Consider the following 24,242-nt stretch of genomic DNA (forward strand, 5'->3'; position numbering starts at 1 on the left):
AGCTTCTTCCTTTCGTCTTATTTATTGGCATTTGCCAATTCTTGTGCACGGATAATTGTCTTAACTCGTGCAATGTCCTTACGAACTTGTGCAATACGTGCCGTGTTTTCAAGTTGACCAGTAGCCAATTGAAAACGTAGGTTGAATAATTCTTCCTTGAATTCGGCTTCGTGCTTTTGCAAATCCGCAAGTGACAATTCTTTTAACTCACTTGCTTTAGCCATTATTCAGCCTCCCGAGCAATAATCTTTGTACGTACAGGCAACTTGTGTTGTGCTAAACGTAATGCTTCACGCGCAGTTGCTTCAGGAACACCTGCGACTTCAAACATTACCTTACCACGTTTAACTGGTTCAACCCAACCTTCAGGTGCACCTTTTCCGTTACCCATTCGAACACCGACACCTTTAGATGTATATGATTTGTGAGGGAAGATTTTAATCCAAACCTTACCACCACGTTTCATATAACGTGTCATTGCAGTACGGGCAGCTTCAATTTGACGGTTAGTAATCCAACTTGAAGTTGTTGCTTGCAAGCCATATTCACCGAATGATACCGTCTTGCCACCTTTTGCTTCGCCACGCATGTGACCACGGTGTACACGACGGAATTTAACACGCTTTGGTACTAACATGTTTGCTTCCCTCCTTACTTACTGTTCTTTTTTTGTGGTAAAATGTCACCACGATAAATCCAAGTTTTGATACCCAAGTTACCGTAAGCAGTCATTGCTTCGTCCCATGAATAATCAATATCTGCGCGTAAAGTATGCAAAGGCACGGTTCCTTCAGTATATTGTTCAATACGAGCAATATCTGCGCCGTTCAAACGACCAGAAACCATTACTTTGATACCCTTAGCACCTGAACGTGTTGTGCGTTGAATAGCACCACGCATTGCGCGACGGAAAGCAACACGGCGTTCCAAATCACCAGCAATTTGTTGTCCAACTAAATGAGCAGACAAATCAGGTTTCTTGATTTCAACAATATTGATAAAGACACGTTTTGAACGTCCCTTTTCATCAACATCAGTCAATTTGGCAAGTTGTGTACGAAGCTTTTCAACCTCGGAACCACCTTTACCAATAACCATGCCCGGCTTAGCTGTGTGAACAGAAACGTCAACACGAGATTTTGTGCTACGTTCAATTTCGATGCGATCAACTGCGGCGTCCGCTAAATTCTTTTCGATATACTTACGAATACGCAAGTCTTCGTGAAGTTGGTTAGCATAATCAGCCTTGTCAGCAAACCACTTTGCATCCCAGTCGCGAATAACGCCAACACGGAATCCAGTAGGGTTAATCTTTTGACCCATTACTTTGCCTCCTTCTCAGCAACCACAATTGTAATGTGGCTTGTACGCTTATTGATAGGTGAAGCAGAACCCTTGGCACGAGGACGGAAACGCTTAAGCGTAGGTCCTTCGTTAGCAAAGGCTTCCTTCACAATAAGATCTTCTCGGTCTAATGAGAAGTTATTTTCAGCATTAGCAACTGCTGAGTTCAAAACCTTGTAAATATCTTCAGTAGAAGTGTTAGGTAGGAACTTCAAAATTGCGTATGCTTCGTTAACGCTCTTACGACGAATTGTGTCAAGAACCAAGCGTGCCTTACGAGGGGCAACGCGAACGATCTTGGCTGTCGCACGAGCTGAAGTAACTTGTTCAGCCATTTTTCAATTTCCTCCTTTATTTTTTACCAGTCTTTTTATCATCAGCCTTGTGACCTTTGAATGTACGAGTTGGAACAAATTCGCCCAACTTGTGCCCAACCATGTCTTCTTGGACATAAACTGGGACATGCTTGCGACCATCATAAACGGCAATTGTGAAACCGATAAAGCTTGGGAAGATTGTTGAACGACGTGACCAAGTCTTGATTACAGATTTCTTTTCAGAATCAACTTGCGCCTCAATCTTCTTAAGCAAGTGTGGGTCCGCAAATGGTCCCTTTTTTAAACTACGAGCCATTAGTTATCTCCTTTCCCTTACTTACTCTTACGACCGCGAACGATAAGCTTTGTTGACGCCTTCTTATTATCGCGAGTCTTCTTACCAGCGGTCTTCTTACCCCATGGTGACATAGGACTTGGACGACCAACTGGTGCTTTACCTTCACCACCACCATGCGGATGATCGTTAGGGTTCATTACTGATCCACGAACATGTGGACGCTTTCCACGCCAACGGTTACGTCCAGCTTTACCCCAGTTAATCAATGAATGTTCAGCATTACCGACTTCACCAATTGTTGCACGGTTAGTCGCTAGGACCAAACGAACTTCACCTGATGTAAGACGTACAATGACATATTTTCCATCTTTACCTAAGATTTGTGCTGACGTTCCAGCTGAGCGAGCCAATTGACCACCTTTACCAGGCTTTAATTCAATATTATGAATCAAAGTACCTTCAGGAATGATACCTAATGGCAAGGCATTGCCGATCTTAATGTCGGCATCAGGACCAGATTGTACTTTATCGTTAACCTTAAGTCCTTTTGGCGCCAAGATATATGACTTAATACCATCTTCATACACAACCAAAGCAATATTGGCAGTACGATTTGGATCATATTCGATAGCTTTAACAGTAGCTGTCTTGTTATCTTTAATACGCTTGAAATCTACCACACGGTAGGCTTGCTTGTGCCCACCAGCATGGTGACGCACTGTCATACGACCAGAATTATTACGAGCTCCAGTCTTTGACTTTTTTGCCAACAAACTCTTTTCGGGCGTTGATTTTGTAACTTCAGAAAAATCTGAAGTCGTCATATTACGACGTCCGTTAGAGGTTGGCTTATACTTCTTGATAGCCAATGTCTTATCCTCCTATTTAGAATTAACCTTCGTTAAAAATTTGAATATCTTTTGAATTTTTTGACAACGTTACCGTTGCCTTTTTCAACTTACGTGTGTAACCAACATAACGGCCCTGACGCTTTTTCTTACCACGGACATTTGCTGTGTTCAAGCCAGAAACTTGAACGTCAAAAATTTCTTCAATAGCCTTCTTGATTTGAGGCTTTGTAGCGCGGACATCAACTTCGAAGACATAGCGCTTACGTTCAGTTTGCGCCATTGATGCTTCAGTGATGATAGGGCGACGGATAATATCGCGTGCATCCATTAGGCAAGACCTCCTTGGATTTCTTCGATTGATGATTGAACAATCACCAGCTTATCTGCATTAACAACATCAAGTACGTTAATACCCTTTGTTGTCATAACTTGAACATTAGCCAAATTACGTGCTGACAAGATTGCATTTTCGTTATCTTCATCAACAACTACTAATGTTTTTGTGCTAGCTGACAAGTTTGTCAAAACTTTTTTAAAGTCTTGTGTCTTAGGTGCCTCAAATGACAAAGCATCGACAACAACTAACTTTCCATCAGAAACCTTTTGTGACAAAACTGACTTCAAAGCCAATTGGTATGCTTTACGGTTAATGCGGTATGCATATGAGCGAGGTGTAGGTCCGAAGACAATACCACCGCCACGGAATTGCGGTTCGCGAATTGAACCGGCACGTGCACGACCAGTACCCTTTTGTTTCCAAGGCTTACGTCCACCACCAGAAACCGCTGAACGATTTTTAACAGAATGTGTACCTTGACGCATTGATGCACGTTGCATCAAAACGGCGTCTGTAATAACGGCGTTATTAGGTTCGATAGCAAAAACTGTATCGTTTAATTCGATTTCAGTGGCTTGACTACCATCTTGCTTTAATACAGCAACTTTAGTCATGATTGATTGTTCTCCTTTCTATATAAATTATATTAAGCTTCTTCAGTTGCAACAGCAGATGCAGAGGCACCAGCCATCTTAACTTCAGGATGCTTTGCATTAACTTTAACAGTTGACTTAACTGTCAAAAGTGACTTGTTTGCACCAGGGACGTTACCCTTCAACAACAACAAGTTATTTTCAACGTCAACATGAACGATAGCAACATTTTGCATTGTGCGCTTGTTGTTACCCATGCGTCCAGGTAATAGCTTACCCTTAAATACACGGTTGATAACAGCACCCATTGAACCTGGGCGACGGTGGTAACGAGAACCGTGAGCCATAGGTCCACGAGACTGACCATCTTTCTTGATGTTACCTTGGAAGCCATGTCCCTTCGTGATTCCGGTTACGTCGACGTAATCACCAGCTGCGAATGTATCAACCTTGATCTCATCCCCTGCGTTAAATTCGCCTTCCGCATTGCGGATTTCACGAACGTAGCGCTTAGGGGTCGTGTTTGCTTTAGAAGCGTGACCTTGTTCAGGTTTGTTTGACAAAACTGCGCGCTTATCTTGGTAACCAAGTTGTAATGCATTATACCCATCTGTTTCTGCATTTTTAACTTGCAAAACAGTGTTAGGTGTAGCTTCAACAACAGTTACGGCGATCAATTCACCAGTTTCAGTGAAAACCTGAGTCATACCGACTTTACGGCCTAAGATACCTTTAGTCATGACTAATCTCCTTAATTATTTTCTTAATTTTGCCTCAGTGAGGTCTGAAATGTATCCGTTAAGATTATAACTTGATTTCAATTGCAACACCTGATGGCAATTCAAGTTTACGCAATGCGTCAACTGTCTTGTCAGTAGGGTTCACAATATCGATCAAACGCTTGTGCGTGCGCATTTCAAATTGTTCACGGCTATCCTTGTGCTTATGTGGTGAACGTAGAACTGTATACAATGTACGTTCAGTTGGCAATGGGATAGGGCCAGCAATTCCTGCGCCCGTACGCTTAGCTGTTTCAACAATTTTTTCTGCTGATTGATCTAAGATACGGTGTTCGTATGCCTTCAAACGGATACGGATCTTCTTTTGTGCCATTATTTCGTGCCTCCTCGTTGATTTTGTAAATCAGCTAACTCCGATTAAAAACCGACAACACTGCTTGTGTTTTGCGCGCCCTCGGCAACGCGGCCGCGCGTGTCGCAACCTTAACCATCATCGCTAAATATTGATACACCAGTATTTTGAGCGGTTTATGTAATGACCTTCTCAAAAGCGTACTTAAATATAATACCAAAAAAGCAATCACAATGCAAGGCTTTTAGCACGATTTAATTCGACTTTTTATGATCACCGCTTATGCCCATATTTCTAATCAATTTTAAAAGTTGTATCAAATAAAAAACAACGTTAGCGTTGTCTATTTTATTTATTAGCGTTGTGTCATCTTAAATTCTAAGAAAGCATCATTATACTTCTCAGTCCATTTTCGTCCCAAATCATCATACACTTGCAGGCGCTCAACAACCTTAGCGTTTGGATAAAATTGTTGATCTGTACGAATTGCTTTTGGTAACATTTGGAAAGCTTTTTTATTAGGTGTCGCATAACCAATGTATTCAGCATTTTGCGCTGCATTTTTTGGATCGTTCATAAAATTCAAAAAGGCATAGGCCGCATCCTTGTGTTTAGCTGTTCTTGGCATGACAATATTATCAAACCATAAGTTAGAGCCCTCGCTAGGCACAAGATAATGCAAATGACTATTATTCGACATGGCTTCAGCAGCTTCACCCGAATATGTGATGGCAATTGCCGCCTCTTCTTGAGCCATGTACATTTTAATTTCATCGGCCACAATAGCTTTAACATTAGGCATTAATGTCGTTAGTTTTCCCTGTGCCGCAGCCAAGTCAGCAGCTGAACGTGTATTGACAGATTTATTTTGTGTCATCAAAGTAAATCCCAAAACATCTCTGGCAGAATCAATCAGCATAATTTTATTTCTAAATTTTGTCGACCACAAATCATCCCAATGTTTAATATCTTTAGCATTTACAAATTTATCATTATACAGAATACCCAATGTTCCCCAGAAATATGGTAAAGAATATTTGTTACCTCGATCAAAAATTTGATTGAGAAAGCGATCATCATAATTTTTTAAACCAGTTAATCGACTGTGGTCTAGAGGTAGTAACAAATTTTCTTTCTTCATTTTTTCTAGCATATATTCGGAAGGAATGGTTAGGTCATAAGAAGTGCCACCCTGTTTGATTTTGGTATACATCGCTTCATTAGAATCAAATGTTTCGTAACTTACCTTATAACCTGTTTCGCGCGTAAACTTTTTAAGTAACGCTGGATCAATGTAATCTCCCCAATTATAAAGATTCAACACCTTCCCTGATGATACACCAGAACCTGTTTGTGTAGAAAAATAATTTTTTAAGCCAAACAACATCATAAGCAACACAAACAATGATAAAACACTAACAAGTATTTTCTTCATGATTATAAGCCCTCCGATGCAGGTAAGACGAGGCGTGTTCCACGTTTCTTACTTTTTGCAAAACGTGTCGAGATGACATAATATATGAACACCAATGCTAACGATACCAAAAACATCATCGCAGACAAGGCGTTAATTTCCAGGCTCACACCTTGTCGTGCACGAGAGTAAATTTCTACTGATAACGTTGAGAAACCATTACCTGTCACGAAAAATGTCACAGCGAAGTCATCTAATGAGTAAGTCAAAGCCATAAAAAATCCTGCTAATATGCCTGGTGAGATGACCGGTAAAATAACGCGCGAAAGCATTTGCCAATTACCAGCACCTAAATCTTTTGCAGCGATTACTAATGACTGGTTCATTTCTTGCAGTCGTGGCAAGACCATCAATACTACAATAGGAATACTAAAGGCAATATGTGCCAATAATACTGAAACAAAACCAAGCGAAAATCCTACTACCGTAAATAAAATTAAGAAAGAAGCACCAATAATAACATCCGGCGATACCAATAAGATATTATTTAATGACAGAAAAATATTTTTCGTCAGCGCGTTTGTTTGATTATATATATACAATGCACCAGCTGTGCCAATAACCGTTGCCAAAAGTGATGACAACAAAGCAATCAAAAAGGTGTTAACAATAATTTCTAATATGCGGGTATCAGCAAATAATTCATTATAATGCTTAAGTGAAAAGCCATCCCATCCTTGCATGACATCCCCTGCGTTGAAAGAATAGACAACCAGAAAGAAAATAGGTAAATATAACAATATAAAGACGAATAACAAATATAAGTAAGACCATTTAATTTTTTTATACATTATCTCAGCCTCGCTTTCGTGAATGCTTACGGACGCGATCACGAGTAATACTCATCGTAATGACCATCGCAATAATCAAAATAACACCAATCGTTGAACCTAAGTGCCAATTTTGCGTGACCAAAAAGTGTTCTTCAATGGCTGTACCCAAGGTAATGACACGGTTACCACCGATTAAACGTGTGATCATAAATAATGACAAACTCGGGATAAAGACTGCTTGAATCCCAGCTTTGACACCTGTCATAGATAGCGGCACAGTTACATACCGTAACGTCTGCCATTTATTTGCACCTAAATCACGACTAGCTTGCTCTAATCGTGGGTTGATTTCAGCTAATGAATTAAAAATAGGTAAAATCATAAAGGGGATTTCAATATAGGCCGCAACTAAGAGAAAACTCCAATCAGAAAACAATAACTGTTTAGGCGCGATTCCCCACAAATTCAAGAAAGTATTTACTGATCCTGTTTTCGATAATAAACCAATAAATGCATACGTCTTTAATAACAAATTAATCCAAGTAGGTAAAATAATTAAAAGTAACCAGAATTGTTTTTGCTTTAATTGATTCAAAAAATAAGCCGTAGGATAACTGATAATTAAGGTGATAATTGTAATTAAAAAAGCAAACCAAACTGAGTTAAATGTCATCCGTAAATACGTACCACTGGAAAAATATATAGCATAGTTATTCAGCGTAAAATGCCCGTTTTGAGTCATTAAAGATTGAACAACAAGTAGGCACAGCGGTACAATTACGAATAACAGCAGCCACGCACCATATGGCACTAGATAGAATAATTGACGTTGTTTCTTACTCCGCGGCATCATCATCATAACTCTCCAAGCGTGCATCAAAGTCATCCTCAGATTCATTAAATCGCATAATATGAATATCTTCGGGATCAAACGTTAAGCCTAGCCGCGAGCCCACGGTTGCTTTATTAGTAGCTTGTACTTGCCATTCATTACCATCATCATCAATAGCGGTGATTTCATAATAATCCCCTCGAAATGACTGGTCTTCAATTGTTACAATTAACTTAGCCTGATCTACTGTCGTCAAATCCAAATCTTCTGGACGTAAAACAACCTCAACACGTTCGTTTGGTCGCATACCAGCATCAACATTTTCAAAATCTTTACCTACGAAATGCACCAAATAATCGGCTTTCATAATACCATCTAAGATATTTGATTCGCCAATAAAATCAGCAACAAAATGGTTAATCGGCTCGTCATAAATATCTTCCGGTGAACCATTTTGTTGTATGACACCATCGTTCATGACGAAAATCCAATCCGACATAGCCAAGGCTTCTTCTTGATCATGTGTTACGAAAACAAAAGTAATCCCCAAACGCTGTTGAATTTCGCGTAATTCAGACTGCATATCCTTACGTAACTTATAATCTAATGCCGATAATGGCTCATCTAACAATAATATCTCTGGATCATTTGCTAAAGCACGTGCGATTGCTACACGTTGACGCTGACCACCGGACAATTCATTAATTTCTCGATCAGCAAACTGACTTAATTTCACTAAATCAAGCATTTCTGTGACTTTTGTCTTAATCGTGGCTTTATTCATACCTTTAATACTTGGTCCGAAAGCCACATTGTCATAAACATTCATATTTGGAAACAATCCGTAATCTTGAAAAACCGTATTCATATTACGTTTTTCAACAGGCACATCATTAATAACATTGCCTTCAAACAATATATTGCCGTGTGTTGCAGTTAACTGACCGGAAATCAAATTTAAGATAGTCGTTTTTCCTGAACCTGAAGGTCCTAATAACGTATAAAATTTACCTGCTTCAAGTTCCAAATCAATATTCTTCAAAACTTCATTATCATCATATGATAAACTAATGTTTTTAAACTCAATAATTGGTGTTGATGTATTAGTCAATGCCCAATCCTCACTTTTAGTCAATAAGTACATTGTAACAAGAAAAGCATGCAACTTCATCCGTTACATGCTTTTTCACTTTAATATTTTATCTTGTTTTTCCACCAAAATAATTACGATAGTCATTATAATAAACAGCACGGTTATTACTATAATCTGCGGTTTCCAGCTGTTAAACCAAATAAAACCATAACCAAATAAAGCAGGTCCACATGCTGCAATTAAATAACCGCCACTTTGTGCCATACCAGAGAGTTGTGCTGTTTGACTTGGTGTACTAGTTTTTAAACCAAATGTTGCCATCACATAAGGAAAAAGCGATGCAGTGCTAACACCGATAAATAAATTAATGGTCAGCCAGTAACCAAAAGTATCTTGTGGTACCAATAATAAGACATAGCCAATGATACCAATCGTCGAGAAACTTGCCACAAATATCTGCCGCTGTCTACTATTGAAATGCGCTATAATTGTTGGTACTATCAAAGCAAATGGTAAGCCAATTAAGGCATTAATTCCGACAAACAGACCAGCAACTGTAGCTGATAAGCCGCTTTGTATGGCCATGGTTGGTCCCCAAGCCATTATCACATAGAACATAGCTGATTGCATACCACTAAAAAACAACAACATCCAAGCATACTTATTCTGCCAAACGCGCGTACTTGTTAATGGTAACGTACTACTTTTTAATGTCGCACGTTTAGCCTTATTTTTATTTGAAAAAACAACATTTGGCAACCAAACGAGTAATGCTAAGCCTAACAGTAATGTCAAAATAATCACGAAAACATGCCAATTCGTGGCATGCGTAATAGGTGCCGCCAAACTTGATCCGACTGCAGTTGCCAAACCCATACTAAAAACAAATATTGATGTTACTGGTCCAATTCTACTCGGAAAATAAGTTCGTACAACACTTGGTAATAAAACATTCATATGCGCAATGCCAATACCAATCAACAACGTACCAAAATACAAGAAAGGTGTATTAACAATACGCATTAATGATCCAATAGTCATCAACAGCAACATCAATGCAAAAGCACGTTCTAATCCCAATTTTTCTGCTATTTTCGGTACAATTGACGAAAATACTGCAAAGGCAATCAATGGCACTGTTGTCAAAATACCCAATTGTTCCACCGACACATGTTGTGATTTAGCAATATCACTAATAATCGGCGGTATCGAAGTAAATGGTAAACGCAAGACCATGCCAACCACTATAATGCCGGGTATCAGGAATTTACTGTATTGTCTATTCATAATTTCTCCAAAAATATTTAAATTAAAACGGTGTCACTCATAAGAGTGACACCGTTTATACTGAACCATCAGTCAGTTTAAAATTAATTTTATTGTCTGTTAGTATCCTTGATTATATGTCATCAAACAGATAGCCAACAAATCAAACTTTAATTATTTCTCTTCACCACTGTTCTTGATGATTTCTTCTTGAATGTTCTTAGGAACGGCTTCATAGTGATCGAATACCATTTGGAAAGTACCACGACCTTGTGTAGCTGAACGCAAAGTAGTTGCATAGCCAAACATTTCTGACAAAGGCACCTTAGCTTTAACAGCCAAAACAGGTCCACGTGATTCTTGTCCTTCAATCATACCACGGCGTGCTGAAACGTGTCCCATAACATCACCAAGGTTGTCTTCAGGCGCAACAATATCAACAGCCATGATTGGTTCAAGGATAACAGCACCAGCAGTCTTAGCAGCTTCCTTCAATGCCAAAGATGCAGCAATCTTAAAGGCAGCTTCAGAAGAATCGACATCGTGATATGAACCATCGTACAACTTAGCCTTCAAATCAACCAATGGGAATCCAGCCAAAGGACCTGCATTCAATGCATCCTTCAAACCAGCTTCAACAGATGGAATATATTCACGAGGAACTACACCACCAACGATAGCGTCATCGAATTCGAATCCTGCACCTTCTTCATTTGGGGAGAATTCAATATAAACATCACCATATTGACCTTTACCACCAGATTGACGCTTGAAGAATCCACGTGCTTGAACTGTCTTTGTGAAAGCTTCACGGTAAGCAACTTGTGGTGCACCAACAGTTGCTTCAACGTTAAACTCACGACGCATACGGTCAACCATAATATCCAACTGCAACTCACCCATACCAGCGATCAAAGTATCACCAGTTTCTTGGTTTGTAGTTGCACGGAATGATGGATCTTCTTCCGCTAACTTTTGGATAGCATTTGACAACTTATCTTGATCAGCCTTAGTCTTTGGTTCGATAGCTAATTCAATCACAGGTTCTGGGAATTCCATTGATTCAAGTACCAATTGATGATCAACAGATGTCAAAGAATCACCAGTTGTTGTGTTTTTCAAACCAATAGCTGCGGCAATATCACCTGAAAATACTTCTTCAATTTCAGTACGTGATGTCGCATGCATTTGTAGCAAACGACCAACACGTTCACGTGAATCAGATGATGTATTTTGTACATATGATCCTGATTTCAAAGTACCTGTATAAACACGCATAAATGTTAGACGGCCAACGAATGGATCTGTCATGATCTTGAAAGCCAAGGCAGCAAACGACTTGTCATCATCAGCAATCAAATCAACTTCTTCACCAGTTTTTGGATCATTAGCAATATATGGTTTAACATCCAAAGGTCCTGGTAGGTAATCAACAACAGCATCCAACATCATTTGAACACCCTTATCCTTGTAGGCAGAACCTGCAAGAACTGGGTAGAACTGTAATGCCAAAGTCGCGCGACGGATTGCAGCTTTCAATTCATCAACTGAAATCTCTTCACCTTCAAGATACTTTTCCATCAATTCATCATCAACATCAGCAACTGCTTCAATCAATGTATTATGCTTCTCGTCTGCTAAATCTTTCAATTCTGCAGGAATTTCACGTGGTTCCCACTTTTCACCCAAGTCATCGACTGGATAATAAGCTTCTTCTGTGATTAAATCAATAACAGCTTCGAAGTCATCTTCTGCACCAATAGGCCATTGAATAGCTTCCGCATTGACTTGCAAACGTTCGTGGATTGAGTCAACTGACATTTGGAAATCAGCGCCCATCTTATCCATCTTGTTAACAAACACGATACGTGGTACGTCATATGTTGTTGCTTGACGCCAAACAGTTTCGGTCTGAGGTTCAACACCAGCAGCACCATCAAGTACGGCTACGGCACCATCAAGCACACGCAGAGCACGTTCAACTTCGATAGTGAAGTCCACGTGACCTGGTGTATCGATAATATTAACACGGTAAGGTGTCTTAGCGAATTGATCAAAGAAACCATGCCAAACAGCTGTTGTTGCGGCTGATTGAATCGTGATTCCACGTTCTTTTTCTTGTTCCATGAAATCCATTTGTGAAGCACCATCATGTGTTTCACCAATTTTGTGAATTTTACCGGTATAGTACAAGATACGTTCCGTAGTGGTCGTCTTACCCGCATCAATGTGGGCCATGATACCAATATTACGTGTACGATCTAGTGGGTATTCACGTTTTGCCATTGTGAGTTATCTCCTGGTTTTGTTCTATATGCAACAAAAAGCGACACAGAATTGTGTTCGCTTTTTGACGGTAAACGCTGGCAGCGTCGTACCATCTACTGTCATTTTACACTATTATTGCATGGTAGGAATAAACAACTATCACAGCCAGTAAGCTGTGTTGTTTATATTACCAACGATAGTGAGCAAATGCACGGTTAGCTTCAGCCATCTTGTGTGTATCTTCGCGCTTCTTAACAGATGCGCCAGTGTCATTAGCGGCGTCCATGATTTCCTTAGCTAAACGTTCGTCCATTGTGTGTTCGTTACGCAAACGTGAATAGTTTACCAACCAACGCAATCCCAATGTTGTACGACGGTCAGGGCGCACTTCGATTGGCACTTGGTAGTTAGATCCACCAACACGGCGAGCTTTAACTTCCAATACTGGCATGATATTTTCCATGGCTTGTTCGAAAACTTCCAATGGTTCATTACCAGTAGCTTCCTTGATATGATCAAAAGCATCATATAGGATTGTTGAAGCAGTTCCGCGCTTACCATCAAGCATCAACTTGTTGATCAAACGTGAAACGAGTTTTGAATTGTAAATAGGGTCAGGCAAAACTTCCTGACGCTTAGTATAACCTTTACGTGGCATTAGTCAGTCTCCTTCTTACTTCTTTGGCGCCTTTGTGCCGTACTTTGAGCGTGATGTCATACGACCATCAACACCCGCAGTATCCAATGCACCGCGGATAACGTGGTAACGTACACCAGGCAAATCCTTAACACGTCCACCACGAATCAAAACAACAGAGTGTTCTTGCAAGTTGTGGCCGATACCTGGGATATAAGCTGTCACTTCATATAAGTTTGAAAGACGCACACGGGCGTACTTACGCAAAGCTGAGTTAGGCTTCTTTGGTGTCATTGTTCCGACACGAGTTGCTACCCCACGCTTTTGTGGTGCAACGTTATTTGTTGCTTTCTTCTTCATTGAGTTATAGCCGAAGTTCAAAGCTGGTGACTTTGACTTAGTCAACTGTGACTTGCGGGGCTTACGAACCAATTGATTAATTGTAGGCATGCTACATTCTCCTTAAATTTTTACTAGTTTCACAGTTCCAGGTGTGTCATAAATGTCTTTAAACAAAAATGCTCACTCGAAATCTGTTGGTAGTTACCTTTATAACGCCGTTCAGCACGTTGTGATGTGATCACAGAACAGATTACTTAAAAGCACGTTAAATATAATACCAGAATCAGAATAAAAGTCAATAGAGAGTTAATTGTCTAATTTAAATAGGAATTTAGTGATGCACTTTGTGTATTTTTCTTACAGTCATCGTATCATGCTTTATGACTATTTCATTGATTTTTATTTTAAATGCAACACTTATTTCGACAATTATGTGCTTAGCCGATCGCATCAACCACCATATCAGTCTCTTGCACAAGAGATCATTTTGTTTACATTGTGGTCATATGCTATTATGGTACGACACTATACCCATTATTTCGGTAATCATGCTCAAAGGCAAATGTCGATACTGTCAGCAATATTTTGGCTGCCATATTGCGATATTTGAATGCTTAGGTACGATTATAGGCACTCTACTTTTTAGCAATCCGCCACTTTGGATCACCGGCTTATTTTTACTATTTTTTTCACTAGAAGATTGGCATGACAAAAGTATTCATGCCTACCTTCTTATCCCTTGGCTAGTGTATCTCATCATACACGTACACGATAAACAACATCTTCTGATGACTTTTAGTATCCTATCAATCAGCCTATGGCTCGTCTTTATTCGACGTGCGATGGGATCAGGTGATATTCCAGTACTGCTTAACTTAGCTTTGATTAATGATCTCAATGGATTTGCGCTAACTTTGTTTGTAACGTCTATACTTGCTTTAATTTATCTGACAATCAAACGCACACACGAGCTGCCATTTGTCCCCTTTCTGTTCATTGGTTGGCTTATCGTTATTTTATCACAAAAGGCAATCATCCTCATATCAGGGTGATTGCCTTTTAATTATGATTTTGCAGATGCCTTTTTAACGGGCTTAATAGTAACTTTAATTTCACCATTTCTAGCGCCAATAGTGACTGCACTTTCCGTAGTAATATTACCTTGCAATAATTCTTCACTCAATACATCTTCGATTTTTGTCTGTAACGCACGACGAATTGGACGCGCACCATACTCCGGATCGAATCCTGCACTCGCAACAACATCAATTGCTGCCGGTGTAATTTTCACTGAAATCCCTTGTTCTGCCACACGTTGTAATACCGAACGACTCATCAACTTCACAATTTCATGTAATTCTTCTTTGGTTAATGATTTAAACACAATTGTTTCGTCTAACCGGTTAATAAATTCTGGTCTGAATGTTTCTTTTAATGTTTCACGAATCTTTTCAGCAACTGCTTCACTATCATTTTTTAAATCAACAGCCCCAAATCCAACAGATTTTTCATCACGCAAGCGTGTTGCACCTAAGTTAGAAGTCATAATAATGATTGTATTTCTAAAATCAACTTTTCTCCCCTTAGAATCTGTCAAATAGCCATCATCAAATACTTGTAACATGAGATTAAAGATATCTTGATGCGCTTTTTCCGCTTCATCTAACAAAATAACAGAATATGGGTGATTACGTACCTGTTCAGTCAATTGTCCACCCTCATCATAACCAACATAACCAGGTGCCGAACCAATTAAACGTGAAGATGACCAACGCTCTTGATATTCTGACATATCAATGCGGACCATATTATCCTCACTACCAAACATTGCCTCAGCTAGCGCCTTAGCTAATTCTGTTTTACCAACCCCAGTTGGTCCTAAAAACATAAATGTTCCAATAGGTCGATTGGGATCTTTTAAGCCAGAACGCGCACGACGAATGGCACGTGCCACGGCTGAAACTGCCTCTTTTTGACCAACAACTCGACGTCCTAAAACATCCTCTAGATTAACTAGTCGTTGTTGCTCATTTTTTTCAAGCTGCGTCAACGGAACGCCTGTTTGTTGTGAGATTACCTCAGCAATATCTTCCTCGGTAACATGTAAGCTGTATTGTGGTTGATCTGAATTAGCATCGTTTGCAGCCTTTTTTGCCTCTGCTCGAGCAATTTGAGTTTGCAACTTGCCTTCTTGCTTTCTCAAACGTGCCGCCTCTTCAAAATCAAGCGCTGCAATAGCAGCATCTTTAGCAGCCGAAATTCCTTCTAAATGCGCTACCTTTTTATTGATAGGTTTGGGCTGATCAGAGGCATCAATACGAACTTTAGCCCCAGCTTCATCAATCAAATCAATCGCTTTATCCGGCAAAAAACGATCTGTGATGTAACGAGATGACAATTTAACAGCAGCTTTAACCGCTTCATCATCAATTTGAACTTGATGATGTGCTTCAAATTTTGGCCGAATCCCAGTTAAAATAGCAATAGCATCTTCTTGTGAAGGTTCTTCAACTGTCACTGAAGCAAATCGCCTTTCTAATGCAGCATCTGACTCAATATACTTTTGATACTCATCAAAAGTTGTCGCACCTAATGTTTGTAATTCTCCACGTGCCAAAGCAGGCTTTAGTATATTTGACGCATCAATAGCGCCTTCAGCACCACCAGCACCAATTAAAGTGTGTAATTCATCAATAAATAAAATAACTTTTCCATCATTATATATTTCTTCAATGATTTTTTTCAAACGATCTTCAAACTCACCACGATACTTCGTACCAGCTACTAATGATCCCATGTCTAATGCCATTACTCGCTTACCTTGTAGAGCACTAGGTACCTCACCAGCTATAATTTTTTGTGCCAATCCTTCGGCAATCGCTGTTTTACCGACACCAGGTTCTCCAATTAACACTGGATTATTTTTGGTGCGGCGTGATAAAATTTGAATCACTCGACGTACTTCTTTTGCACGTCCAATAATCGGATCCATATTGCCTTCGCTAGCTATTTGTGTCAGGTCACGCGCTAACCCATCTAAAGTCGGTGTTCCTTGAGTCTGTTGCTGTTTCGTACGTTGTTTCATCTGCTTGCGGACGTCCGTAATACCTAATTTACGTAAAACAGCACGTCGCATATCTTGTAAATTAGCATCCAACGCTAATAAAATTCGTGATGACAAAATACTTTCGTCTTGTAGTAAAGCGAGCAAAATATGTTCTGTCCCGACTGTTGGTTGTGCCAAAGCCTGTGACTCTTCACCTGCTTGTCGTAAAATATCTGCTGCCTTAGGTGAGTAAGGTAAGTAACTATTTTTATCATAGCGTGAAGTCATGCCATAGCCCGTAAAGTGCTCAATTTCTTCACGTATGTCATCATCTGCAATATTGAACTGTCCTAATATTTTGCTAGCAATCCCTTCTTTTTCGATTGCTAAGGCAAGTAATAGGTGTTCTGTCCCAACTGCTTGATGCTTAAAGTACTTTGCTTGTTCCTGAGCCAAAACTAATACATTTTGTGCACTTGCTGTATAATTGTTATCCATGTTGTGCCCTCCAGTTTGGCAATTGATGTCTAATGTTGACTTATATTATAACCCATTAGACCATGATTAGGAAATAATTTGTTTTATGATACAAAAAGTCGAAACGCATTGTTTCGACTTTACAAGTTAATTTGGATTTTTCAAACTGAGTTGCCACTGTAAGTAGGCATTAATAAATGGATCTAAATCACCATCAAGTACTTGTTGAGGTTGGTTGGTTTCATAATTTGTTCGATGATCTTTAACCATCTGATAAGGATGCAACACATATGAACGAATTTGCGATCCCCAACCGTTTTCCATCTTTTCACCAGTTAAGGCAGCACGCTCGGCTTCCTGTTTCTCTAGTTCCAATTGATATAATTTCCCTTTCAACAAACGCATTGCATAATCACGGTTACCATATTGTGTTCTTTCAACAGTTGATGAAACAACAATACCTGTCGGTTCGTGAGTCAACCGTACGCCGGTTGATACTTTGTTGACGTTTTGACCACCTGCTCCACCAGAACGGAAGACATCCATTTTGATATCATCGTCACGAACTTCGACTTCAATCGTGTCATCTAATTCTGGCATGACATCAACACTCACGAAGCTGGTATGACGGCGTCCTGCTGAATCAAATGGTGAAATGCGAACAAAGCGATGTACACCTTTCTCACTCCGCAAAAACCCAAAAGCATTATGCCCAGTAATTTTAATGGTCGCACTATCAATGCCAGCCTCATCACCGGCATGATAATCTAACACTTCCACTTGAAAATCATGTTGTTGTGCCCAACGTGTATACATACGATACAAGTTAGCACCCCAATCCGTCGACTCAGTCCCACCAGATCCTGGATGAACTTCTAAGATAGCATTATTGGCGTCATAAGGTTCGGTCAATAATTGTTCTAAATTATAAGCTTCAACATCTTTTTGAGCCTTAACAACACTATCTTCCAATTCGGCTGCCATATCGCTATCTTCTGGGTCTTCAGAAATCATTTCAATCAAAACTTCAATTTCTTCTGCTTGAGTAGTCAAATTCAAAAAAGAATCACGTCGATTTTTTAACACATTATTTTCTTCAATTATTTTTTGAGCTTTAACATTGTCATCCCAGAATCCAGACTCTGTCATTTGATTTTCAAAATCAGCAATTTCTTCCGTCAACGCCTCTAAATCTAATGTCTCACGGAATCTTGTGATGTTTTCTTGGATATCGGCTAAAGTATGTTTGGCATCGATAATTTCCATTATATTGTGTCCCTTCAAAATAAAAACGAACACAAGGTTCGTTATATTTAATATGTTATCAGCTTATGAGCGTAAATTTTGACGAATTTCAGCCTTCATAAACGTACGTGTGGCATCATATTCAACATCAGCTATCATACGATTAAAATTGGTAAAGGCTTCATTTTGATACTCAATTAATGGATTTAATTGCCCATACCCACGTAAACCAACACCTTGGCGCAAGCGGTCCAAAGCATCAATATGATCTGTCCAATGCTGGTCAATCGCACGTAGAATAACTACTTTCTCAAATTCTAATAATTGATCTGGATCGTACAATTGTGCTTTCTTTTCACGATAATTTTCTTTTGCCAAACCAAGTAATTTAGCCTTAATATCATCTCTTGACAAGCTTTTCAATGTTTCAACAGATAAACTATCTGCATGAACTAAGACATTGCCAGCAAAAGTTACAATTGGTTCTAACTGCCACTCATCTGTTTTCTTACTTGCTGTATGTGCATCCACAACACGGTCAATCGTTCGCTTTACCATTGGCAGTAATACCCACTCCAATGACTTCTCTTCATCAATAACGATATTACGTTGTTTATATATTAATTCACGTTGCTCACGAACAACATCATCATATTGCAGAACATTCTTTCGTGTATCATAATTGTTTCCTTCAACACGTTTTTGTGCTGACTCAACAGATCGTGTAATCAGACGATTAGTAATCACTGTCTCGTCTTCATCCAAATTCATACGTTGCCAAATGATACGTACTCGATCAGCACCGAAACGAATCATTAAGTCATCTTCTAATGATAAGAAGAATTGTGAGAATCCATCATCACCTTGACGACCCGCACGCCCACGTAGCTGGTTATCTATACGGCGAGATTCATGTCGTTCGGTAGCAACGACAGATAATCCACCAAGATCAGCAACACCTGGTCCTAATTTAATATCAGTCCCACGACCAGCCATATTCGTGGCCACTGTTACAGCACCACGTTGTCCTGCATTGGCAATGATTTCTGCCTCTTTAGCGTTATTTTTGGCATTCAAAACATTATGTGGCACATTTTGAGCCATCAAAATTTTCGACAATAGTTCCGATGATTCGACAGAACCCGTACCAATTAACACTGGCTGCCCTTTAGTATGTAATTCTTGAATTAGTTTCACAACAGCATTGTATTTCGCACGCGCAGATGGATAAAGCAGGTCCGGATAATCAACACGTTTAATCGGTTTGTTGGTTGGAATTGTGATAACTTCCATGTTATAAATTTCACGTAATTCTTCTTCTTCTGTTTTTGCTGTACCTGTCATACCTGACAGCTTTTTGTACATTCGGAACAAATTCTGATACGTGATCTGTGCCATAGACTTATTTTCTTCTTGCACTTCAACGTTTTCTTTTGCCTCAATGGCTTGGTGTAACCCATCAGATAAACGCGTACCTTCAGAAATACGACCTGTCGCTTGATCAATTAACTTAACTTCACCGTCTTGAACAACATAGTCTTTATCTTGAAGATAATTATAATTAGCACGTAATGCTTGGTCAATATGATGTGTCAATGCCGTATCATCTGCATCATATAGATTATTCAAATTAAAGAAAACTTCAGCTTTATGAATACCTTCATTGGTCAACATTGTTGTCTTAGCTTCTTCGTCCAATTTATAATCTTCATCGCGTTGCAATGTTTTAACAAACCGATCAGCACGTGAGTACAACTGTGATACACCAGAACCAGGACCAGAAATAATCAGCGGTGTTCTTGCAGTATCAATTAAAATCGAATCAGCTTCATCAATCAAGGCAAAGTTTAAACCACGCTGCATGACACGTTCATCAGCACGACGAACCATGTTATCACGCAAATAATCAAATCCAATATTAAAGTTGGTTGAATATGTAATATCGGCATCATAAGCAGCACGTTTTTCATCTGCTGGTGCATCACCCACGTTAACGCCCACTGATAGACCAAGCCAATTATACAGCTGCCCCATTTGTTCAGCATCACGTGATGACAAATAATCATTAACCGTAACAACGTGAACACCACGACCCGGAAGCGCATTTAGGTAAACAGCCATAGTAGCTGTCAATGTTTTTCCTTCACCAGTTCGCATTTCAGCAAGGTTTCCACCATGCAAAACGGCCGAACCCATAACTTGAACCCGGAATGGATAAAGACCAAGAACACGTTTTGCCCCTTCACGAGCTACCGCAAATACTTCCGGTAAAATGTCATCCAAAATATTGGCCAACACTTTATTTTTTTTATTTTTATCTTGAATGTCTTCAATTTCGTCAGCAATGTGTTGCTTGAATTCTGCTGTCTTGGCTTGCAATTGTTCATCAGTCATTGCAGCCATACTATCAGCATAGCTGTCTACTTGGTCAGCAATCTGATTTAATTTTTTTAGTTGTTTTTTTGAGTTATCAACTAATTTTCTTATTGGATTTGCCATGATTTTTAGCACACAAAATTAAATAGCTTGTATGCTTCTCCTATAAAATCTAAATTTGTGCGTTCTGTCGCACAATAATCTACGTTCTATTATAACAAAACTTGAATTTTCATGCTTAACTATTTTATATCTCTTAATAACACCGTTAAACTTCTACACAAAAAAATCCCTAATCAATAAATATATTGATTAGAGACATCACTAGATTAATGATGTGGTGTTGCTCTAAGTTGTTCTTGCCCCCCCATATATGGGCGCAGAACTTCAGGAATTGTTACAGTTCCATCTTCATTTTGGTAATTCTCTAAAATAGCTGCGACAGTACGTCCAACAGCAAGTCCTGAACCATTTAACGTGTGAACAAGCTGCAATTTGTCATTATCATCACGATAAGTAATGTGCATGCGACGTGCTTGGAAATCTTCAGTATTTGATACTGAAGAAATTTCACGATAAACATTTTGCTGTGGCATCCAAACTTCTACATCATATGTTTTAGCTGCTGAAAATCCCATATCTCCAGTTGATAGCATAATAACATGATATGGCAAGCCAAGTTTTTGCAAAATATTTTCCGCATTCGCTGTCATAGCCTCTAATTCTGTATATGACTGTTCAGGCTTTGTAAATTTAACCATTTCAACTTTATTAAACTGGTGTAAACGAATCAAGCCGCGTGTGTCCTTGCCTGCTGCACCAGCTTCCTTACGGAACGATGGCGATAACGCAGTAAATTTAATTGGAAGCTCTTCAGCAGGTAAAGTTTCACCTGAATAGTAGTTTGTTAATGGTACTTCGGCTGTTGGAATATAAGTTTGAGTTAGACCTTCAACACGATATGCATCATCTTGAAATTTGGGGTATTGCCCTGTTCCAAACATTGCTGAATCATTCACCACAATTGGTGTAATCATTTCAGTATAGCCTTCTTTACGATGCTCATCCAACATAAAGTTATAAACTGCACGTTCTAACCTGGCACCATCACCAACATAATATAAGAAACGAGCACCAGATACCTTGGCGCCACGTTCAAAATCTAGAATTCCTAGTGTCTCACCTATATCATAGTGCGCTTGTAACCAATCTGGTGTTTTCTCAACTGCATGTGGTCGACTTTGATAGTCAGCTGGTGCCCAAACACGTTGTTCCACATTAGCTGTTTCATCTTCGCCAATAGGTACTTCTTTGGCTGCTAAATTAGGTAAATGAGCAGATAAATTTTGCACCTGTTCGTCAAGGTAAGCCTGTTGTGCATCTAATTCTTTAATTTCAGCGCTAACGCGTTGCATAGCTGCAATCGCTACACTAGCATCTTCTTTATTACGCTTAGCATATGCAATTTTATCTGATGCAGTGTTACGTTCAGCTTTTAATCCTTCTACTTTTTGGATCGCATCACGTCTTGATTGATCCAAGGCAAGTAGCTCATCTAGTTGATCAGCAGACACACCACGATCACCTAATCGTCTCTTAGCCTCATCAACATTTTTTCGTAAATACTTCATATCCAACATTATAATTATCTCCTTTTTAAACCAATAGAGGTCAGTTAACTATACTCATATAAAAACGCGTTCACATCCTAATCAAAAAAGATAAGGGACGAAAACGCGATTCCGTGGTACCACCCAGTTTTTATATATCAACATAATATATAACACTCATCATCTGATAACGGAGACGACCGAGTGGCATTGCCCACTAACTATCGTGACTTACTGGAGTTTCAGCTTGTTGTTTTTCATCAACCAACAACTTTCTTAGATCGCCTAATTATGGTAAGTTAATAAATTTATTGTATCTAAAAAGATATCAAAAGGCAAGTATCAATTTTCCAAGACAAAAAAAGCAAGGCACTCACGTGACTTGCTTCATCTGATGGGCCTGACAGGACTCGAACCTGTGACCCCTGCGTTATCAACACAGTGCTCTAACCAACTGAGCTACAGGCCCTCTTTCTATGCATACCGCATAAAAGCGAATGACGGGAATCGAACCCGCATAGCCAGCTTGGAAGGCTGGAATTCTACCATTGAACTACATTCGCAGATCCTTTGTCGGATACACTCTGTGTATCTATGGCGCTGGACGGAATCGAACCGCCGACACTACGAGCTTCAATCGTATGCTCTACCAACTGAGCTACAGCGCCATCTTAGTACTGCTCATACTAAACGGTCACAGCGGGGCTCGAACCCGCGATCTCCTGCGTGACAGGCAGGCGTCCTAACCAGCTAGACCATGCGACCAATTGCGGGAGCAGGATTTGAACCTACGACCTTCGGGTTATGGGCCCGACGAGCTACCAGACTGCTCCATCCCGCGATAATTTTAATCGGTATCTCTACCTAAGGAGAATGTGGGATTCGAACCCACGCGCCGATTTCTCGACCTGACGGTTTTCAAGACCGTTCCCTTCAGCCAGACTTGGGTAATTCTCCATTGTTTCAATACAGTAGTCCTGCATGGACCTTGTTGGACTCGAACCAACGACCGGACGGTTATGAGCCGTCTGCTCTAACCAACTGAGCTAAAGGTCCTATATCGAGCCTATCGCGGCAGGGGGGATCGAACCCTCGACCTCCCGGGTATGAACCGGACGCTCTAGCCAGCTGAGCTACACCGCGATCTTCTTTGACAACTTTTATTGCCAATCGGGACGACAGGATTCGAACCTGCGACCCCCTGGTCCCAAACCAGGTGCTCTACCAAGCTGAGCTACGTCCCGAAAAGTTCTACGAGAGCTTTTGCCCCTTTAAACTTAAAAAAGAGTTTGAATTCCTTCAACCTCTATGCACCTAGCAGGAGTCGAACCTGCAACCTCCTGATTCGTAGTCAGACGCTCTATCCAATTGCGCTATAGGTGCATATATGCCGGCGACCGGGATCGAACCGGTACGATATCTCTATCGCAGGATTTTAAGTCCTGTGCGTCTGCCTATTCCGCCACGCCGGCATAGAAGCGGAAGACGGGATTCGAACCCGCGACCCCCACCATGGCAAGGTGATGTTCTACCACTGAACTACTTCCGCAGAAATCATGCCGACTAAAGGACTCGAACCTTCGACCCCCGCTTTACAAGAGCGGTGCTCTACCAACTGAGCTAAGTCGGCATCCTTTTATCCCGGCGTGCCGGTCTTGACTTTCGCCAATGGACGCTACAGGGATCGAACCTGTGACCCCCTGCTTGTAAGGCAGGTGCTCTCCCAGCTGAGCTAAGCGTCCATAATGGAGAGGAAGGGATTCGAACCCTCGAAACAATTCCTTGTTTACATGGTTTCCAACCATGCTCCTTCGGCCAGACTCGGACACCTCTCCAAATCTTCCTAACTCTCTACTTCTCTGTTGTAACTTTCGCTACCTATGTACGGCACCGCATCTTCCTATCCTCGCAGCCAGCGATCCGGCAACTACTTTCGGCGTGATAGAGCTTAACTTCTGTGTTCGGGATGGG

General features: G+C 40.2%; 23 protein-coding genes and 15 tRNA genes. 1 reads left to right on the plus strand and 37 read right to left on the minus strand.

Annotation, left to right across the window (positions count from 1 at the left end; genetic code table 11):
- Window positions 1–17: 17 nt before the first annotated feature.
- From rpmC to rpsL, 18 genes are all read right to left on the minus strand, one after another.
- Window positions 18–224, minus strand: a complete 207-nt coding sequence (gene rpmC / locus HNQ98_RS04855; protein ID WP_014973696.1) for a 50S ribosomal protein L29 — start codon at window positions 222–224, stop codon at window positions 18–20.
- Window positions 224–637, minus strand: a complete 414-nt coding sequence (rplP, locus tag HNQ98_RS04860) for a 50S ribosomal protein L16 (protein ID WP_014973695.1) — start codon at window positions 635–637, stop codon at window positions 224–226. The genes rpmC and rplP overlap by 1 nt, the downstream gene beginning before the upstream one ends.
- A 14-nt stretch (window positions 638–651) precedes the next feature.
- Window positions 652–1,323, minus strand: a complete 672-nt coding sequence (gene rpsC / locus HNQ98_RS04865; RefSeq protein ID WP_014973694.1) for a 30S ribosomal protein S3 — start codon at window positions 1,321–1,323, stop codon at window positions 652–654.
- The gene (gene rplV / locus HNQ98_RS04870) at window positions 1,323–1,679 is read right to left on the minus strand and encodes a 50S ribosomal protein L22 (protein WP_004911267.1); all 357 of its coding nucleotides are present in this window, start codon (window positions 1,677–1,679) and stop codon (window positions 1,323–1,325) included. Before rplV ends, rpsC begins: the two co-directional genes overlap by 1 nt.
- Before the next feature lie 16 nt (window positions 1,680–1,695).
- A complete protein-coding gene (rpsS, locus tag HNQ98_RS04875) occupies window positions 1,696–1,977 on the minus strand; it encodes a 30S ribosomal protein S19 (protein WP_014973693.1) in 282 nt (93 codons plus the stop codon).
- 17 nt (window positions 1,978–1,994) lie between these two features.
- Window positions 1,995–2,828 carry a 50S ribosomal protein L2 gene (rplB, locus tag HNQ98_RS04880; RefSeq protein ID WP_014973692.1) on the minus strand — a complete coding sequence of 278 codons (834 nt, stop codon included), beginning with the start codon at window positions 2,826–2,828 and terminating at the stop codon, window positions 1,995–1,997.
- Between the two features lie 22 nt (window positions 2,829–2,850).
- On the minus strand, window positions 2,851–3,138 hold the full coding sequence (gene rplW / locus HNQ98_RS04885; RefSeq protein ID WP_014973691.1) for a 50S ribosomal protein L23: 288 nt from the start codon (window positions 3,136–3,138) through the stop codon (window positions 2,851–2,853).
- Window positions 3,138–3,761, minus strand: coding sequence for a 50S ribosomal protein L4 (gene rplD, locus HNQ98_RS04890; RefSeq protein ID WP_014973690.1), 624 nt, complete (start codon window positions 3,759–3,761; stop codon window positions 3,138–3,140). The genes rplW and rplD overlap by 1 nt, the downstream gene beginning before the upstream one ends.
- 32 nt (window positions 3,762–3,793) lie before the next feature.
- Window positions 3,794–4,480, minus strand: coding sequence for a 50S ribosomal protein L3 (rplC, locus tag HNQ98_RS04895; protein ID WP_014973689.1), 687 nt, complete (start codon window positions 4,478–4,480; stop codon window positions 3,794–3,796).
- A 64-nt stretch (window positions 4,481–4,544) separates the two neighbouring features.
- Window positions 4,545–4,853 carry a 30S ribosomal protein S10 gene (gene rpsJ, locus HNQ98_RS04900; protein ID WP_014973688.1) on the minus strand — a complete coding sequence of 103 codons (309 nt, stop codon included), beginning with the start codon at window positions 4,851–4,853 and terminating at the stop codon, window positions 4,545–4,547.
- A gap of 334 nt (window positions 4,854–5,187) precedes the next feature.
- Window positions 5,188–6,267, minus strand: a complete 1,080-nt coding sequence (locus tag HNQ98_RS04905) for an ABC transporter substrate-binding protein (RefSeq protein WP_014973687.1) — start codon at window positions 6,265–6,267, stop codon at window positions 5,188–5,190.
- Window positions 6,268–6,269: 2 nt separating this feature from the next.
- Window positions 6,270–7,097 (minus strand): ABC transporter permease, encoded by an 828-nt coding sequence (locus tag HNQ98_RS04910; RefSeq protein WP_014973686.1) that lies wholly within the window; start codon window positions 7,095–7,097, stop codon window positions 6,270–6,272.
- Between the two features lie 4 nt (window positions 7,098–7,101).
- Window positions 7,102–7,929 carry an ABC transporter permease gene (locus HNQ98_RS04915; protein ID WP_041773177.1) on the minus strand — a complete coding sequence of 276 codons (828 nt, stop codon included), beginning with the start codon at window positions 7,927–7,929 and terminating at the stop codon, window positions 7,102–7,104.
- Window positions 7,916–9,055 carry an ABC transporter ATP-binding protein gene (locus HNQ98_RS04920; RefSeq protein WP_050995380.1) on the minus strand — a complete coding sequence of 380 codons (1,140 nt, stop codon included), beginning with the start codon at window positions 9,053–9,055 and terminating at the stop codon, window positions 7,916–7,918. Before HNQ98_RS04920 ends, HNQ98_RS04915 begins: the two co-directional genes overlap by 14 nt.
- A 42-nt stretch (window positions 9,056–9,097) precedes the next feature.
- On the minus strand, window positions 9,098–10,291 hold the full coding sequence (locus HNQ98_RS04925) for an MFS transporter (RefSeq protein WP_014973683.1): 1,194 nt from the start codon (window positions 10,289–10,291) through the stop codon (window positions 9,098–9,100).
- Between the two features lie 153 nt (window positions 10,292–10,444).
- On the minus strand, window positions 10,445–12,556 hold the full coding sequence (fusA, locus tag HNQ98_RS04930; protein WP_014973682.1) for an elongation factor G: 2,112 nt from the start codon (window positions 12,554–12,556) through the stop codon (window positions 10,445–10,447).
- A 169-nt stretch (window positions 12,557–12,725) separates the two neighbouring features.
- Window positions 12,726–13,196, minus strand: coding sequence for a 30S ribosomal protein S7 (gene rpsG, locus HNQ98_RS04935; protein WP_013103428.1), 471 nt, complete (start codon window positions 13,194–13,196; stop codon window positions 12,726–12,728).
- A 15-nt stretch (window positions 13,197–13,211) separates the two neighbouring features.
- Complete coding sequence (gene rpsL, locus HNQ98_RS04940; RefSeq protein ID WP_014973681.1) at window positions 13,212–13,625, minus strand: 30S ribosomal protein S12; 414 nt, start codon at window positions 13,623–13,625, stop codon at window positions 13,212–13,214.
- Window positions 13,626–13,897: 272 nt separating this feature from the next.
- Here rpsL and HNQ98_RS09370 point away from each other — a divergent pair, with 272 nt between their 5' ends.
- Window positions 13,898–14,569 carry a prepilin peptidase gene (locus tag HNQ98_RS09370; RefSeq protein WP_041773126.1) on the plus strand — a complete coding sequence of 224 codons (672 nt, stop codon included), beginning with the start codon at window positions 13,898–13,900 and terminating at the stop codon, window positions 14,567–14,569.
- 11 nt (window positions 14,570–14,580) lie between these two features.
- On the opposite strand, the gene HNQ98_RS04950 is transcribed toward HNQ98_RS09370, so the two are convergent.
- The 19 genes from HNQ98_RS04950 to HNQ98_RS05040 form a co-directional block, all read right to left on the minus strand.
- Entirely contained in the window at window positions 14,581–17,061 is a 2,481-nt protein-coding gene (locus tag HNQ98_RS04950) for an ATP-dependent Clp protease ATP-binding subunit (protein ID WP_135198002.1), read from the minus strand.
- 126 nt (window positions 17,062–17,187) lie between these two features.
- Window positions 17,188–18,306 carry a peptide chain release factor 2 gene (prfB, locus tag HNQ98_RS04955; RefSeq protein ID WP_041773124.1) on the minus strand — a complete coding sequence of 373 codons (1,119 nt, stop codon included), beginning with the start codon at window positions 18,304–18,306 and terminating at the stop codon, window positions 17,188–17,190.
- 63 nt (window positions 18,307–18,369) lie between these two features.
- On the minus strand, window positions 18,370–20,784 hold the full coding sequence (gene secA, locus HNQ98_RS04960; protein WP_014973677.1) for a preprotein translocase subunit SecA: 2,415 nt from the start codon (window positions 20,782–20,784) through the stop codon (window positions 18,370–18,372).
- Between the two features lie 206 nt (window positions 20,785–20,990).
- Complete coding sequence (gene serS, locus HNQ98_RS04965; protein ID WP_135198001.1) at window positions 20,991–22,301, minus strand: serine--tRNA ligase; 1,311 nt, start codon at window positions 22,299–22,301, stop codon at window positions 20,991–20,993.
- Between the two features lie 365 nt (window positions 22,302–22,666).
- Window positions 22,667–22,740, minus strand: a tRNA-Ile gene (locus HNQ98_RS04970).
- A gap of 23 nt (window positions 22,741–22,763) precedes the next feature.
- A tRNA-Gly gene (locus tag HNQ98_RS04975) sits at window positions 22,764–22,834 on the minus strand.
- A 32-nt stretch (window positions 22,835–22,866) separates the two neighbouring features.
- A tRNA-Phe gene (locus HNQ98_RS04980) sits at window positions 22,867–22,939 on the minus strand.
- Between the two features lie 23 nt (window positions 22,940–22,962).
- Window positions 22,963–23,036, minus strand: a tRNA-Asp gene (locus HNQ98_RS04985).
- A gap of 2 nt (window positions 23,037–23,038) precedes the next feature.
- Window positions 23,039–23,112: transfer RNA gene (locus HNQ98_RS04990), tRNA-Met, on the minus strand.
- Between the two features lie 26 nt (window positions 23,113–23,138).
- A tRNA-Ser gene (locus HNQ98_RS04995) sits at window positions 23,139–23,228 on the minus strand.
- Window positions 23,229–23,253: 25 nt separating this feature from the next.
- Window positions 23,254–23,327, minus strand: a tRNA-Ile gene (locus HNQ98_RS05000).
- Between the two features lie 13 nt (window positions 23,328–23,340).
- Window positions 23,341–23,414: transfer RNA gene (locus HNQ98_RS05005), tRNA-Met, on the minus strand.
- Between the two features lie 27 nt (window positions 23,415–23,441).
- Window positions 23,442–23,515: transfer RNA gene (locus HNQ98_RS05010), tRNA-Pro, on the minus strand.
- Between the two features lie 65 nt (window positions 23,516–23,580).
- A tRNA-Arg gene (locus HNQ98_RS05015) sits at window positions 23,581–23,654 on the minus strand.
- 5 nt (window positions 23,655–23,659) lie between these two features.
- A tRNA-Leu gene (locus HNQ98_RS05020) sits at window positions 23,660–23,743 on the minus strand.
- Window positions 23,744–23,748: 5 nt separating this feature from the next.
- A tRNA-Gly gene (locus tag HNQ98_RS05025) sits at window positions 23,749–23,820 on the minus strand.
- A gap of 8 nt (window positions 23,821–23,828) precedes the next feature.
- A tRNA-Thr gene (locus HNQ98_RS05030) sits at window positions 23,829–23,901 on the minus strand.
- Between the two features lie 39 nt (window positions 23,902–23,940).
- Window positions 23,941–24,013 (minus strand) — tRNA-Val (locus tag HNQ98_RS05035).
- Window positions 24,014–24,017: 4 nt separating this feature from the next.
- Window positions 24,018–24,106: transfer RNA gene (locus tag HNQ98_RS05040), tRNA-Ser, on the minus strand.
- Window positions 24,107–24,242 lie beyond the last annotated feature (136 nt).

The organism is Leuconostoc carnosum (assembly GCF_014207505.1).
Lineage (GTDB): Bacteria > Bacillota > Bacilli > Lactobacillales > Lactobacillaceae > Leuconostoc > Leuconostoc carnosum.